At 45.0% G+C, this 15,379-nt stretch carries 12 protein-coding genes and 1 pseudogene; 2 read left to right on the top strand and 11 right to left on the bottom strand.

Translation table 11 applies throughout. The features are described from left to right. Positions 1-30: 30 nt before the first annotated feature. From infB to rimP, 5 genes and pseudogenes are all read right to left on the bottom strand, one after another. A complete protein-coding gene (infB, locus tag RT269_RS04260) occupies positions 31-3,048 on the bottom strand; it encodes a translation initiation factor IF-2 (protein ID WP_313180743.1) in 3,018 nt (1,005 codons plus the stop codon). 58 nt (positions 3,049-3,106) lie between these two features. Next, positions 3,107-3,433, bottom strand: a pseudogene (locus RT269_RS04265) (L7Ae/L30e/S12e/Gadd45 family ribosomal protein); the annotation flags it as partial. After that, complete coding sequence (rnpM, locus tag RT269_RS04270; RefSeq protein ID WP_054790290.1) at positions 3,426-3,695, bottom strand: RNase P modulator RnpM; 270 nt, start codon at positions 3,693-3,695, stop codon at positions 3,426-3,428. The gene rnpM and the pseudogene RT269_RS04265, both read right to left, overlap by 8 nt. A gap of 47 nt (positions 3,696-3,742) precedes the next feature. Then, positions 3,743-4,918 (bottom strand): transcription termination factor NusA, encoded by a 1,176-nt coding sequence (gene nusA / locus RT269_RS04275; RefSeq protein WP_313180744.1) that lies wholly within the window; start codon positions 4,916-4,918, stop codon positions 3,743-3,745. Between the two features lie 29 nt (positions 4,919-4,947). Further along, positions 4,948-5,415, bottom strand: coding sequence for a ribosome maturation factor RimP (gene rimP, locus RT269_RS04280; protein WP_313180745.1), 468 nt, complete (start codon positions 5,413-5,415; stop codon positions 4,948-4,950). Positions 5,416-5,739: 324 nt separating this feature from the next. Between rimP and RT269_RS04285 the strand changes: the two genes are divergently transcribed. Further along, positions 5,740-6,507: an ABC transporter ATP-binding protein gene (locus RT269_RS04285; protein WP_313180746.1), complete on the top strand. Its 768-nt coding sequence runs from the start codon at positions 5,740-5,742 to the stop codon at positions 6,505-6,507. Next, a complete protein-coding gene (locus RT269_RS04290) occupies positions 6,500-7,297 on the top strand; it encodes an ABC transporter permease (RefSeq protein ID WP_313180747.1) in 798 nt (265 codons plus the stop codon). Before RT269_RS04285 ends, RT269_RS04290 begins: the two co-directional genes overlap by 8 nt. 268 nt (positions 7,298-7,565) lie before the next feature. Here RT269_RS04290 and RT269_RS04295 read toward each other — a convergent pair whose 3' ends face one another. The 6 genes from RT269_RS04295 to RT269_RS04320 form a co-directional block, all read right to left on the bottom strand. After that, positions 7,566-8,606, bottom strand: a complete 1,041-nt coding sequence (locus RT269_RS04295) for a LacI family DNA-binding transcriptional regulator (protein ID WP_313180748.1) — start codon at positions 8,604-8,606, stop codon at positions 7,566-7,568. Further along, positions 8,603-10,348 carry a phospho-sugar mutase gene (locus tag RT269_RS04300; RefSeq protein WP_313180750.1) on the bottom strand — a complete coding sequence of 582 codons (1,746 nt, stop codon included), beginning with the start codon at positions 10,346-10,348 and terminating at the stop codon, positions 8,603-8,605. The genes RT269_RS04295 and RT269_RS04300 overlap by 4 nt, the downstream gene beginning before the upstream one ends. Positions 10,349-10,374: 26 nt before the next feature. Further along, entirely contained in the window at positions 10,375-11,475 is a 1,101-nt protein-coding gene (locus tag RT269_RS04305; RefSeq protein ID WP_313180751.1) for a glycoside hydrolase family 130 protein, read from the bottom strand. A gap of 110 nt (positions 11,476-11,585) precedes the next feature. After that, on the bottom strand, positions 11,586-12,416 hold the full coding sequence (locus RT269_RS04310) for a carbohydrate ABC transporter permease (RefSeq protein ID WP_313180753.1): 831 nt from the start codon (positions 12,414-12,416) through the stop codon (positions 11,586-11,588). 13 nt (positions 12,417-12,429) lie between these two features. Then, complete coding sequence (locus RT269_RS04315; RefSeq protein WP_313180754.1) at positions 12,430-13,308, bottom strand: carbohydrate ABC transporter permease; 879 nt, start codon at positions 13,306-13,308, stop codon at positions 12,430-12,432. Between the two features lie 61 nt (positions 13,309-13,369). Beyond that, positions 13,370-14,824 carry an ABC transporter substrate-binding protein gene (locus tag RT269_RS04320; protein ID WP_313180756.1) on the bottom strand — a complete coding sequence of 485 codons (1,455 nt, stop codon included), beginning with the start codon at positions 14,822-14,824 and terminating at the stop codon, positions 13,370-13,372. Between the last annotated feature and the right edge of the window lie 555 nt (positions 14,825-15,379).

Below are 15,379 nucleotides of genomic sequence, written 5' to 3' on the forward strand. Positions count from 1 at the left end.
CATCTTTTCAAAATTCCAGGATGCAGGTTCCTAGCGGGGAACCTCTACCATGGCATATGCTTCAATCATATCGTCTTCCTGAATATCATTAAATTTCTCAAATACAAGGCCGCACTCATAACCGGTTGCAACTTCCTTCACATCATCCTTAAATCTCTTTAAGGAGGCCAGAGGACCATCGTAGATCTGCTCTCCTGCGCGCGTGATGCGGACGCTGCAGCCTCTCTGGAACTTACCATCCATTACGTAGGAGCCTGCAATGGTACCTACGCCGGAAGCCTTAAAGGTCTGGCGCACGATTGCGTGGCCGATGATCTTCTCTTCAAATACCGGATCAAGCATGCCCTTCATCGCTGCCTCTACATCCTCAATAGCCTGATAGATCACCTTGTAAAGTCTCATATCCACTTTTTCCCGGTCTGCTATGGATTTTGCAGTTACATCAGGCCTTACGTTAAAGCCGATGATGATCGCATTGGATGCGGAAGCCAGGGAAACGTCAGACTCATTAATTGCGCCTACTCCTCCGTGGATCACCTTTACCATAACCTCTTCGTTAGACAGCTTCACAAGGCTCTGCTTTACCGCTTCCACGGAACCCTGTACATCTGCTTTCACGATAATCGGAAGCTCCTTGATGTTGCCGGCTTTGATCTGGCTGAATAAATCATCCAGTGATAACTTAGCCTTTGTATCTTCCAGTAATTTATTCTTACCTTCGGAAATAAATGTCTCAGCAAAGGTTCTTGCTTCTTTTTCATTTTCGGTTCCAACCAGTACTTCGCCTGCATTTGGAACGTCGTTGAGTCCTAAAATCTCAACCGGAGTGGATGGACCTGCTTCTTTTACTCTGCGGCCCTTGTCATCCATCATGGCGCGGACTTTTCCGTAACATGAGCCAGCGGTAACCGTGTCACCTACTCGAAGGGTTCCCTTCTGTACCAGTACAGTAGCTACCGGTCCTTTGCCCTTATCAAGCTCAGCCTCAATAATAAGACCTCTTGCCCGGCGGTTCGGATTTGCCTTTAATTCCTTTACTTCTGCGGTTAGAAGGATCATTTCCAGAAGTTCCTTGATGCCATCCTTTGTATGGGCAGAAACCGGAACAAATATGGTGCTTCCGCCCCAGTCCTCGGGAATCAGTTCATATTCAGATAATTCCTGCTTTACCTTGTCAATATTGGCACTTGGTTTATCAATCTTATTAATGGCGACAATGATCTCCACCTCAGCTGCCTTGGCATGGTTGATTGCCTCCACGGTCTGAGGCATCACACCGTCATCGGCTGCTACTACAAGAATTGCGATATCAGTAGACTGAGCACCTCTCATACGCATGGCGGTAAAGGCCTCGTGTCCCGGAGTATCCAAAAATGTGATCTTTTCTCCGTTTACTTCAACGGTATAAGCACCAATATGCTGCGTGATCCCGCCTGCCTCTCTGGAGGTTACATGGCTTTGGCGGATAGCATCAAGAAGGGATGTTTTACCATGGTCAACATGGCCCATAACGCAGACTACCGGCGGTCTGGAAACCATATCTGCCTCATTTTCATCAGCTTCTTTCAGCAGTTCTTCAATAACATCTATTTTTATTTCTTTCTCGCAGAGAACATCATATCCCATAGCGATCTCTTCCGCCTGGTCATAATCGATTTCCGTATTAAGGGTAACGATTTTACCTTGTAAGAACAGCTTCTTTACAATGACAGACGGCTGAAGCTTCATCTTCTCAGCCAGTTCCTTAATGGTCATGATATCCGGAAGGGTTATGGTCTTTATCTCTTCTACCTTAGGCTCTACATGCACCGGAGGCTGAAACGGAACCTTTAACGGCTTTCCACCCTTGCCCTGTGCTCTTTTCTTAGCCTCGTCATCTTTATCTCTCTTATCAAATCTGTCATTTTTGTAAGCGTTCTTTGTGGCCCTGTTGCTGGTAGGCTTTGCCTGGATTGGAGTATCAAAGGAACCTGTCTTAGGAGCAGCATCTCTGCCTGTACGTGGTCCCTGTGGTCTTCCGTCACGGTTACCCTGATAGCCTCCCTGGCCCTGTGGTCTTCCGTCACGGTTGCCCTGATAGCCTCCCTGGCCCTGGGGCCGGTTGCCCTGGTAGCCTCCCTGGCCCTGCGGCCGGTTGCCCTGGTAGCCTCCCTGGCCCTGCGGCCGGTTGCCCTGGTAGCCTCCGCCTTGGCCCTGTGGCCGGTTGCCCTGATAGCCTCCGCCCTGGCCCTGTGGCCGGTTGCCCTGGTAGCCTCCCTGGCCTTGTGGCCGGTTGCCCTGATAGCCTCCCTGGCCCTGTGGTCTTCCGTCACGGTTTCCCTGGTAGCCGCCTTGGCCCTGTGGTCTTCCATCACGGTTGCCCTGGTAACCGCCCTGACCCTGGGGTCTTCCTTCACGGTTGCCCTGGTAGCCTCCCTGGCCCTGGGGTCTTCCGTCACGGTTGCCCTGGTAACCTCCCTGGCCTTGTGGTCTTCCGTCACGGTTTCCCTGGTAACCTCCCTGGCCTTGTGGTCTTCCGTCACGGTTCCCCTGGTAGCCTCCCTGGCCCTGGGGTCTTCCGTCACGGTTTCCCTGGTAGCCTCCCTGGGGTCTTCCTTCCCGGTTGTCACGGTTTCCCTGATAGCCTCCCTGGGGTCTTCCGTCTTCCCGGTTTTCTGTATTCTGCTCTCTTGTTAAATCAGCAGTTCCTGATACAGACTGCTCTGAAACCTGACGATTTCTTGAATCTCCATTCTGTCGGTCAGACTGAAAAGGTCTTCCGCCCTGTGACTGGGAATGCTGTCCCTGAGGCTTCATCTGCGCATTCTGCGGTCTGAATACCGCCGCAATTTTTTTCTTCGGCGCATCAGAATCATCCCCATCCGGTGAATTGGATTGTACCGGAGCGGTTCCCCGGCTGTGGCCACCCACTTCTTTTTTCACGATTGCCGCCTGCTCATCCGTAACATTGGAAGAGCTCTTTAAATTTATATTATGTTTTTCCAAGATATCCAGTATCTCCTTGCTACTGTCTTTTCCCAGTTCTTTTGCCAGATCATATACTCTCATGCTTTCCTCCATTCTGTGCGCGCTCTGCAGCACATACCGGTAGATGTGAAAGGTCCTCTTCACATTCACTACCGACCTTTGTATTCATCAGTTTCACGACTGCCTTTGCAAACCCATGATCCACGATAGCAAGGGATGCTCTCATCTCTTTTCCCATTGCGTGGCCCAGTTCATCTTTTCCCCCTAAAAAGTAGATTGGAACCTCATAGTAAGTACACATATTGGTAAACATTTTCTTAGTATTCTCCGAGGCCTCCTCAGATATGATTACTAATGATGCCTTCCCAGTTTTTACGGTCTTTTCTGTCATGAATTCTCCGCTTACAGTCTTTCCTGCTTTAGTGGCCAGACCAATCAGATTAAAGATCTTTTGTCTGTCATCCAAACTGTTCCATCTCCTTTTCCAATGCTTCGTAGACTTCTTTTGGAATCGCCATCTTGAAGGAACGCTCAAGTCCCTTGCTTTTTACTGCCTTCTTAAAACATTCCATAGAAGGGCAGAGATAAGCTCCCCGTCCGTTTTTACGTCCGGTTGTATCAAGAAGGATCTCATCCTCTGAGGTTTTCAGAACACGAATCATTTCTTTTTTATTTTTCATCTCACCACAGCCGATGCACTGTCTGAGCGGTAATTTCTTTGTACTCACGTTTCCATCACTTCCTGTTTTTTATACTGGTAATCACCAGCCAGGTCTTATTCCTGGTAGCCGTCCTGATACTCTTCCTGGTAGTACTGCGTTTCGCTGTTTCCACTGTCATGGTTTTCATTTCCAAAGCTTTCAAATCCGGCTCCTGCTTCCTGATAATCAAGCCCCAGCTCTTCAAACAGACCGAGTTCTCTTGCCTGTGTCTCACTCTTAATGTCAATCTTATATCCGGTAAGACGCGCTGCAAGCCTTGCATTCTGTCCTTCCTTGCCGATAGCCAGTGATAATTGATAATCCGGAACAATTACCTGAGCTTCCTTTGATTCCTCATCTGCAACAACACAGATAACCTTTGCAGGGCTTAATGCATTTTCGATCAAATAGGCCGGATTCTCATCCCAGTTGATGATATCGATTTTCTCTCCTCTTAACTCATTTACTATGGAGTTAACCCTTGCACCGTTTAAGCCTACACATGCACCTACCGGATCTACGTTGGAATCATTGGATTTAACAGCAATTTTTGTTCTGGAACCGGCTTCTCTTGCAATCGCCTTGATTTCCACGGTTCCGTCTTTCACCTCAGCAACCTCGGATTCAAACAGGCGTTTTACCAGGTCCGGATGAGTTCTGGATACGGAAATTCTTGGGCCTTTGGGAGTATCCTTTACTTCCAGAACAAACACTTTGATTCTCTCTGTGGCCTTAAACACTTCTCCTTTTACCATTTCTGTTTCATTCAGTATGGCATCTACTTTGCCCAGATTAATGCTTACATTCCTGCCCAGATATCTCTGCACAATTCCTGTGACAACTTCCCTCTCCTGGCAGTACCAGTCGTTAAAGAGAGATTTTCTGCCTTCCTCACGGATCTTCTGCAGGATCACGTTCTTTGCATTCTGTGTAGCAATTCTTCCAAACTTTTTTGAGTCAATCTGACAATGGATCACATCGCCGATATCGTACTTCGGATCTGCCATCTTTGCATCTGCCAGGCTGATCTGCAACAGGGGATCTTCAACTGTTTCCACCACTTCTTTTTCTGCAAATACATTGAAATCACAGGTTTCACGATTGATGCTGACCTTGATATTATCCGCTTTTCCGAAATGGTTCTTGCACGCCGTAAGGAGAGAATTTTCGATTGCCTCTAACAGGGTATCCTTGCTGATATTATTCTCCTTCTCCAGAATATTCAGTGCTTCTAACAGTTCCTTATTCATTTTTTTATCCTCCTAATATCTCTTACTGTTTAGAAATCAAATGCCAGCCGGATCAAAGCGATTTCCGGGCGGTTCAACACAAGCTCTATTCCGTCTTCCTGGGTAATGGTCACTGTTTCCCTGTCAAAGGATGTAAGCGTTCCTGAAAAATCCTTCTGTTTGTTTAAAGGCTTATATAACTTAATATCCACATCTTTTCCGATACTTCTATTAAAGTCTTTATCTTTTTTTAGCGGTCTTCCAAGCCCCGGAGAGCTGACCTCTAAAATGTAACTGTCCGCAATAAAATCCTTTTCATCCAGCCAGTCTCCCAGCCTGCGGCTTATGGTTTCACAATCATCTACCGTAATCCCGCCTTCTTTATCTATATAAGCCCGCAGATACCAGTTACCTGCCTCTTTTACGTACTCTATATCTACCAGTTCGAAATTATTTTCTTCCATAAGGGGCAGCAAAAAGCGTTCTGTCTTTGCCTCGTACTCTTCTCTCTTCGCCATCTTTATCCCACCTTTCCAAACAAATTGAAAGAGTGGACTTTCGCCCACTCTTTATCTGCTAACTGTCATGTTATCTTAGACAGTATAACACCGTTTATTCTCCATTGCAAGGGGTTTTTCTTATTTTTCCAGCATTTCTGCCATCTATTCCACCAGTTTATTGGCTTTTCCTGTAACAGGGCTTATCTTCAGGCGAGAAAAAAGGGAAAAAACAGCAATCCGGCATTTTATATCAAGGAGAAGAAGGTCTGGTCCTTCACACTCCTTTTTTTTGTACATATCATAACACTATATCAGATCAAATCTGTCATATAAGGAGGACCCATGAAGCCAAAACTGGAAGTTCGCGGGATCAGTTACTCCTATCATTCCCTTGAGGGTGAGACACTGGCCCTTTCCAATATATCATTTACTGCAGATAACGGAGAATTTCTTGCAATCGTCGGCCCATCCGGCTGCGGGAAATCAACCCTTCTATCTCTTCTTAGCGGATTATTAGTACCTGACGAAGGAGAAATCTTAATTGACGGCGTCTCCCAGGCAGAATCCGGCGTCAATATCGGTTACATGCTGCAGCGGGATCACCTTTTTGAATGGCGTACGATTATGGGAAATGCCGAACTGGGGCTGGAAATTCAGAAAAAGCGAAACAAAAGCTCCAAAGAAAAGCTGCATCAGATGCTCCATACTTACGGCCTTGGAAGCTTTGAGCAGGCAAAGCCGTCTGAACTGTCCGGAGGCATGCGGCAGCGTGCCGCACTGGTCCGCACCCTGGCCCTGGAACCGGACCTTCTTTTATTAGACGAACCATTTTCCGCATTGGACTATCAAACCAGGCTTTCCGTCTGTGATGACATCAGTTCCATTATAAAAAGCACTCATAAAACTGCGATTCTTATCACACATGACCTTTCCGAAGCAATCAGTGTTGCCGACAGAGTCATCGTACTGACAAGCAGGCCCGGCGAAATAAAAGCCATCGTACCGGTTTCCTTCGGAGGCGACGATATACGGCCTTTGACACGGCGGAACATGCCGGAATTTTCTGTCTACTTTAATCAGGTATGGAAGGAGCTGCAGAATCATGATTGAGACTCATCCCACCTTAGCCCAACAGGAGTTTATTGAAAGAGAAAAGCTGCACCGCCGCAATGTCAGAGTGTGGCGTACCATGCTGCTGGTACTGCTTCTTTCTCTTTGGGAGCTGTGTGCAAGACTGGGTATGATCAATGACTTCATATTCAGCTCTCCTTCCCGTGTGACCATCTGCTTTCTTAATATGGTAGTGGACAAAAGCATTTTTATGCACATTGGGGTAACCGTGATGGAAACCCTCATAAGCTTTGCCCTTGTCACCATCTCAGGCCTGCTGATCGCTGTTCTTTTATGGTCCAGCCGCAGTGTATCGGAAGTGTTGGAGCCTTATCTTGTCATGCTCAACAGCCTTCCAAAATCGGCCCTTGCTCCCATCTTAATTGTATGGCTGGGCAATAATATTAAGACCATCATTGTTGCTTCCATTTCTGTGGCCGTTTTTGGATGCATCATGACGCTCCATACCGGCTTTTCCCAGGTAGATCCTGACATGATCAAGCTGATCTATTCCCTGGGAGGTAAGAAAAAGGATGTTCTTTTTAAAGTACTTCTTCCAGGTTCTGTGCCTCTTATCATCAGCAATACAAAGGTCAATATCGGGCTTTGTCTGGTTGGTGTTATCATTGGAGAATTTTTGGCGGCGAATAAAGGACTTGGATATTTGATTATCTATGGAAGCCAGGTATTTAAGATGGATCTTGTCGTAATGTCTATTGTGATCCTTTGTATTGTATCGGCGATTTTGTATCAGGGGATTGCTTTGCTGGAGAAGAAAATTAGATTTTAGATTTTAATGGAACTGTGGCACTAGAAGTTTAGTACCACAGTTTAGTCTGAACGTTTTTCTGTAAATAAGATTTTATAGGGTCTTCTATGATAAAATATTATATCATAGGAGGCCTTTATTATGGCTAGAGTAAAGAAACCGAAAACGCAACATCATTCACCAGCTCTTACGGGAGTAAGGCATCCAGTCAGCGCCTGCAGAATCCGATTCCTTCGGCAACAAGACTATCTGCCTTTCATATAGGTGCGCCACGGTTCTTTTATCTCTTTCATTGGTGATTTGACACTTGTACCGTTTCACGTTCCACCAGATTTACACCAATGACCGTATTTTCCGACAAGGCATCCATGTGATTCAACCGGTAAATCAGCCTTTGAACGGCCCTTTTTCCCATAATCTCTTTATTTACATTGATAGTCGTCAACTTCGGTCTTATTTTCTCACACATATCTATATTATCAAATCCAACGATGGATATATCATCCGGAACCGTATAACTCAGTACCTGCAGAGCCATCATGAGGGCCAATGCCGCCTTATCATTAGAGCATACAAAAACCTCCGGTAAATGTTCTTTCTTTTTCACCAGCTCAATGATCTGTTTATTATAGTTATTCAAAACCGCGGATTCAATCCCATCAAAAATGGAATATTTATCAGTATATTCCGTCAGATGATCTTTGAGTTCAGCAGGCCCCAAAGTCCGCAGGGCCTCCTGATATCCCCAGAATCTCTCCTTAATGCTCAGTGAATAAGACAGCTCTCCAAAGAAGCCAATTTTCTTAAATCCCTTCTGAAGCAGGTATTTCACTACAATGAATCCACCCAGTTTATTATCCGTCAGGATACTGTCGATGTTTTTAACCAATGACGCATGATCGGCTAATACAATAGGAATCTTATATTTCTGCAAAGTATCAATGTTACTGTCACTGATTTTTCCAATGATGATGATGCCGCTTCCCCTCCGCTCCACGACCATCTTGGGGACCTCCATCTGATTATCATCGAAAAAGTTCATGGATACATCGTATCCGTTTCGTTTCGCTTCCTCTACAACTGCATACAGAATGATCCCATAGAAGTTCATATCCTTGGAATACCGGTCCTGCATCATGACACACAGATTGGTTTTTTCATACGTTCTTAAATACTTTTCTCTTTCATCCAGATATCCTAAATCATCTGCCGTACGGAGAATCTTGAGCCTCATCTCCTCACTGACTCCCGGTTTGTTATTAAGAGCAAGTGAGACCGCATTTATGGATACCCCATGTATATCGGCAATATCCTTCATCGTTGGTTTCATACCAATCCCTCCCTGCAAGATCGATGATCAAAGTTTGTATCGTTTTCCACCCAGAGATCGCATTTGGAAACAAGCTCCTTGATTGCAAGTGCCGCTTCCTCCCTGTTTGGCCGCTTTACCATAAGGTACAGCTTCAGTTTTGGCTCTGTGCCGGATGGACGGATGATGATTCTGCTCCCATCCTCCAGTATAAGGGAAACAACATTGCTCTTTGGAAGTCCGGTATGGTCCATGAGGTAATCCGTACGGTCTTTTATGATCGCTCCGGGAAAAACCTGGTCGCTTTTTCTCACGTCCTCCATGAACTTATCCATGACTCCAATCCCTGCATATTCATAGGATAACAGCCGGTTCTCATAATGTCCATACGCAAAATATAACTCTTCCAATGCCTGAAGAAGATTTTTCTTCCGGCTCTTATGAAATGCTGCCATCTCACAGACAAGGATAACCCCATTTACGCCATCTTTGTCCCGGACATAAGTCCCGGACAGATATCCGCAGCTCTCCTCAAATCCAAAAATAAAACGTTCTTCCTCTTTCTTCTCTTCCAGAAATCCGATTTGCTCTCCGATGAATTTAAATCCCGTAAGAACATTTCTCAATTCCACCTGATAATTCTTTGCAATATCTTCTGCCATGGGTGTGGTGACTATGGTCTTCACTGCTACCGGCTGCTGCGGCATCCGGATCATCCGTGTTCTCCAGCCGCAGATATAATCAAACAGCAGTACGCCGATTTCATTTCCTGTAAATAGCCGTTTCTTACCGTCTTCCATCACGACTCCAACGCCCACTCTGTCGCAGTCCGGGTCGGTAGCTAAGAAAAAGTCCGCCTGTTTTTCTTCTGCCTCCCTGGCTGCAAGTTCCATGGCTGTTTCAATCTCCGGATTTGGATAAGGACAGGTAGGAAAGTTCCCGTCCGGCAATTCCTGTTCTTTTACCGTGAAAACCTCTATGTTGGGATATTTTTTAAGAACTGTTCTGACAGGGATATTACCGGTTCCGTTGAGAGGGCTGTAAACAACTTTAAGAGGCACCGGCTCCATAACGGTACAAGCTTTCCTGACAGCCCATTGGTAGGAATCCTCCACCTCCCGGCCTATGAGTTCAATCCTCTTTTCAAACAAATGACAGGCAAAGACGCTGTCCATATGATCGGGCTCATTGTAACCGGAGCCGCCGGAATAACCGCTTCGCTTTTCCATAAAATACGGTTCCTTCTCCATGTAATCCGCCACCTTTTTCGCACCATCCACGGTCAGCTGACAGCCATCCGGCCCATAGACCTTATACCCATTATATACTCCAGGATTATGGCTTGCGGTGATAACAATCCCACCGTTACATCCATAATACCTCACCGCATAGGAAAGCATGGGAGTCGGTGTAATCCTCTGATAGAGGTACACCTTTACGCCCTTTTCTGCCAACTCGCAGGCTGTCAACCTGGCAAAGGTCCCGCTCATATTCCGGCTGTCATAGGCGATGGCACAGGAGGGCTTCTCAGCCGTCTTAAGCAGGTAAGCTGCAAAGCCCCTGGTAGCTCTGGCAACCGTATACACATTCATCCGGTTAGTTCCGGCTCCAAGCTTTCCGCGGAGTCCGCCGGTGCCAAAGGCCAAATCCCAAGTAAACCGCTCCTCAAGCTCCGGCTCCTCACAAGCGGAAAGCTCCTCTTTAAGCGTTTTATCCAGCTCTTTATATGTGATCCATTCCCTATACTTAATCCTCCAACTCATGCAGAGCTCCTCTCCATTGTCCGACATTACCGGATGCCCAAATGTCTGTAGATATCCATCAGGCTGATTTCTGCCATACAGATGCTGTCATCTGCCGCGCCATAATAGATTTTTAGATTCCCGGCCTCACAAATGCAGCCGCAGGTGAATACTACCTGACCGAAGAAACCATTCACTTCATAATCCATCTCAGGCTCCAATAAAGGCTGCTGTGATTTGGCCAGAATCTTTTCCGGATTCTTTCCGTCCAGAAGAAAAGCCCCAAGACAATACCGGTTGTTCTTATCGGCCGCGTGATAAATTTTAAGCCAGCCTTTTTCCGTCTTGAACGGAGGTGCACCTCCTCCGATCCTGCCATTTTCCCAACCTTCCTCAGAGACACCATAGAAGTGCTTATGTTCTCCCCAATGAATCATATCCGGTGATTTGGATATCCAGATATCCGGTGTTCCAATTCCCTTTGGAACCGGCCGATTGAATGCATAGTAATCCTCTCCCACCTTCTCCGGGAAAATAGCAACGTCTTTATTTTCAGGGAGAAACAGGATTCCCTTTCTTTCAAATTGCTTAAAATCTTTTGTAGTAATGAGTGCGGTGGCCGCACCATTGGGAGATACCGCCGTATAGTTGATATAATACACCTCCCCAATCTGGGTTATCCTGGGATCCTCCATTCCCCAACTTTCCTCATTTGCACTTGGCATAATTGTCGGCTTGTCATCCAGGGTAAAGTGTATCCCATCCTTTGATCTTGCCAGACGCAGGTGAGACAATGTAGTTAAATATACCACGCTGCTGTTTCCGTCTCTTCCTTTGGTAATGGTTCTTGCATCATCAAAATACAGCTGTGGATGTTCCGATTTCTTAATCGTAATGGTTTTAAAATAACTTTCATGATCTTTTTCTTCTACAATTGGGAAGCAGATCTCATCTTCCGCTTTGCTCTCTACAGCTTCCGCCACACGGCATAACAGGACATACTCATCCTTGTATTTTGCTGCACCGCAGTTAAATATTCCCTTTACTACGAAGTTCTCACAGGATGGTTTTACATCTTCTGTTTTGAGCAGAGGATTATGGGTACACCTCTTTATTCCGATTTCCTGAAGCATTGTTTTATTATTCATTCGCTTTCCTTTACATATTGCAGGTTAAATGCAATACAGCCACAATCTTCCGGTTGAAAGAACGCATTGTGACATTCCTTTCTTAACTGATTTTCTTTCAACCATTCTGCTTACTTCAGCATAAAATTAATTCCTTCTTTAAAATACTTTGAAAAGCATAAAAACAAAATAATAACTGGAAGAGTCAACATGACAGAGGCGGCATACATGGGCCCCGGCAAGGTTGAGTTCTGATTAAACTGGGTGGATATCATGACATTTAAAGTCTGCATTTTTACATCCGGTGCTACCAGCATATCCCACATCAGCTCATTCCATCTGGTCATAAATACAGATAAAAATACGATGATGCTAATGGATTTAGTAGAAGGTAGTGCTATTTTCATCAGTATTTTTATGTCACTTGCTCCGTCAATCTTCGCTGCCTCAAATACTGCAGAAGGGACTGTCTTAAAGTAATTGATGTACATAAAGATTCCCCATATGGAGATGACGAGAGGAAGGATCATTCCCAGGTAATGGTTTGCCAGAGGCTTAATCAGCATATACCTTGGCACCAGCAGAATGATGACCGGGAAAAACATCTGAAATAATAAGGAAGAATAAATGATGCTCTTGCCCTTATATTGCATATGTGTGGTCGCATAACCGGTCATGAGTCCAACCCATACAGAAACTGCCGCTGTGGGAATCGATACGAGGAAAGAATTCATTAAGGCACGGATCCATTTAAGTGCATCTTTTGCCCCAGCTCCATTTCCGCCCAGCAGATACCGGTAGCTGTCCAGGGATACCCCTTTGGGTATCAGAGCCTTATCCACCATATTCCAGGGCAAAAAGGATTGAAGCACCATATAGTAATACGGAAACAGAGATATCAGCATCAAAACCAGCGTGACCATACAGATGATGACCGTAGACACTTTAACTTTCTTTTTCATCGTTTTCACCTCCCTACCATCCAAATTTTCTGCTCAGCTTATTCATGACCCAGGTGATTCCCTGTATGACTACGAAGATTTGGACCGCATTGGCAATCGCCATTGCTGCTCCGTATCCAGACTGAAATCTTACGAACGATGCATTATAAATTTCCAGCTGCCAGGTCGTCGTTGACAGGGAAGGACCGCCTCCTGTAAGCAGGAATGGCTCTGAGAATATTTGAAAAGAGAGCCCGGCCGCTAAAACTACAACAGAAGTTAAGGTTGGCAAAATCATGGGCATGGTAATATGAACCAGCTTCTTAATCCCGGTGCAGCCATCCAGCATGGCTGCCTCATACACATCTTCTGATACGGACTCAATACCGGACAGCACAAACAGGGCATAATAGCCTGCCATTTTCCATATAATCATGAAAATGATGATTCCGAAAGCCATATCACTCTGAAGCCAGTTGATATTCAAGTTCATCCGTTCCCTGAGAAATGTGCTGAAAGCAGAATTATAGTTGAATAAATATTTCACCATAACAGATGTGGATACCCCTGAGGTCAGATAAGGGATGAAAAACATCACTGCTGCAAAGCCTTTAAGCTTCTCAGGGAGTCTGGATACAAGAAGGGCGATCCCTACTCCCAGTACAAAACACAGGATAACAATAGGTACCAGATATCGCAGGGAATTCCAAAATGCCGCATGAACCTTCTCATCGGTAAACAGCTTCATAAAGTTCTCAAGCTTTACAACGTTATACTTCGGTGACATCAGGTTCCAGTCCGTAACAGACAGCCATATCGCCCAGCCAAGCGGCAGGAATAAAAATACCAGAGAATAGATGATATAAGGAGAATTAAAAATCCATGGCATAAGATTTATTTTCTTTTTGTTCACTTGCCCTCTCCTTTCACGAAAGGTAATTGGGCATCGCTGGTTCGGCGATGCCCTATGATAATTATTCTAATTCGCCTGCTGTCTTCATTGCCTCCATCGCAGCCTCCACATATTTGGATACATCCGGCTTCTGATTGATTCCGTTTTTCATGGTTACTTCATTTACAAAAGGAATCACCGCTTTTTCCCCTAATGCAGTCATAATCTCAGCCACCTTTTCATTGGCCATTCCCGGAATGCCATCTGCCACATATGTACTGATATCCTTCATTGCAGGATTCTCATTGAAATAAGAAGACAGACTTTCATTCGTGTCTAAATCTCCGCGTACAGGAAGCATCGATGTAGCTTGTAACCAGTCAAGATCGAAGGTTTCCTTTCCGTCGCCTGTAAATACGTATTTCAGGAACTCAATGGCTCCTTTGTGCTCTTCGTCAGAGATCTTATCATTCTTATATAAGACAATTCCTTTAGAATCCGCATAGTTATAGTGTTTATCACTTTCATTTTCAGCCAGTGTAGGGCCGAAAACATAATCGCCGTCTAATCCATAGATTTTGCCTGCTGCATGATTGGAGGAAACTTCCCATGGAAGCCCCTGGCCCATGACAACCGGAACGGTTTCCTGCTTCCACAATCCGTCAATGGTTCCCGTTAAAAGGGAATCGCCCATTGCTCCGTAAAATTCAAAGACCTTGGTCAGCGCTGCCTTATCTGCGGTGAACTTATTTCCCTCTACCAAGGGTACACCTTTTGAAAAAGCATCATAGGGTGATTCAATATCAAACCATCTCTCCCAGTAGTTGGCTGAATTGAGCAGCTCAGAACGATACATAAAATGGGATATGCCGTTGCCTGCAAGCTCAACCCTCTTCTCACTGTAGGCAGCCAGCAACTTGTTAAAATCAGCCATTGTCTTAGGTACTTCTGAGAATCCAAGTTCTTTTAAAGCCTTGCTGTTATAGCAGTAGGTAATTGGATTTACATAAAGCGGAATGACGTACTGCGCGTTATCGATGGCCCAGCCCTTGGTCACATCCTCCAGTTTTCTCTCTGCCACAGTATCTTTAAACCAATCCTCGCCGCTTAAATCATAGACCGCATCTGAATTTGCAAGCGTATTTGCAAAACCTCTGTTGATGTTTTCTGAAATAGCTGGTATCGTTCCGGTTGCAATTGCATTCTGGATTCCTGCTTCTGAAGACGGCTGGGCCGGCATCATCTGTACCTTTACTTCTACCTTGCTTCCATCCATCTGAATATTGCTTTCATTGAATTTATCTGCATACTTTGTCCAGAAATCCAGATTATACTGTTCCGGAGCCGTCCAGAAATCAACTGTGATCGTCTTTCCTGATGAGGCTTTTTCCTCTTTCACAGTTTCCTGACCGTTTTCCGCGCTTTTGCTTTCTGCACTGTCAGATTTCCCGGTGTTGCCGCAGCCGGCTAACATCGTAATTCCCATGGTTACTGCAAGCAGGCTTGTTAATGCACGCCTCTTCATTTCTTTTTTCATGACTTATCCTCCTAATTATAAAATAAATACGTTTCCACCGCTGGTATTGCTGTGATTCGATTACATCACTTTTATACTTGAATTTCAATTATTGTTTACTTGAATTTTACTTTTTTGATAAATATGTCTAATTGTTTTTATATTTTTTGTATGTATCTAACAACATATTTTGTATGTACTTGAAAACTAAGCCAAATATTTGTATTTTCACTTGAATATACTTTAAAAATCAGGCAGTTACGGTGGGAAATATGCAGCTTCCATTTTAACCTACGAATTTCGGAAGCGTGGTCTTGTGATAGCAACCTTCACCATCCCCAACCATATCATTTCGTACACACAGCTCTTTAAGATGGATCTTGTCGTAATGTCAATTGTGATTCTTTGTATTGTATCGGCGATTTTGTATCAGGAGATTGCTTTGCTGGAGAAGAAAATGGGGCGTAATTAGGGATTGGCATTTTACTGCGCTGTAAAAATCTATATAAATTTTAATTTAGATACTTCCTCAATTTTTAAAAAGCCACGGCTGCGCTGATAAAATCAGCGCAGCCG

It is taken from the genome of Lacrimispora sp. (assembly GCF_032078915.1).
Classification (GTDB): Bacteria; Bacillota; Clostridia; order Lachnospirales; family Lachnospiraceae; genus Lacrimispora.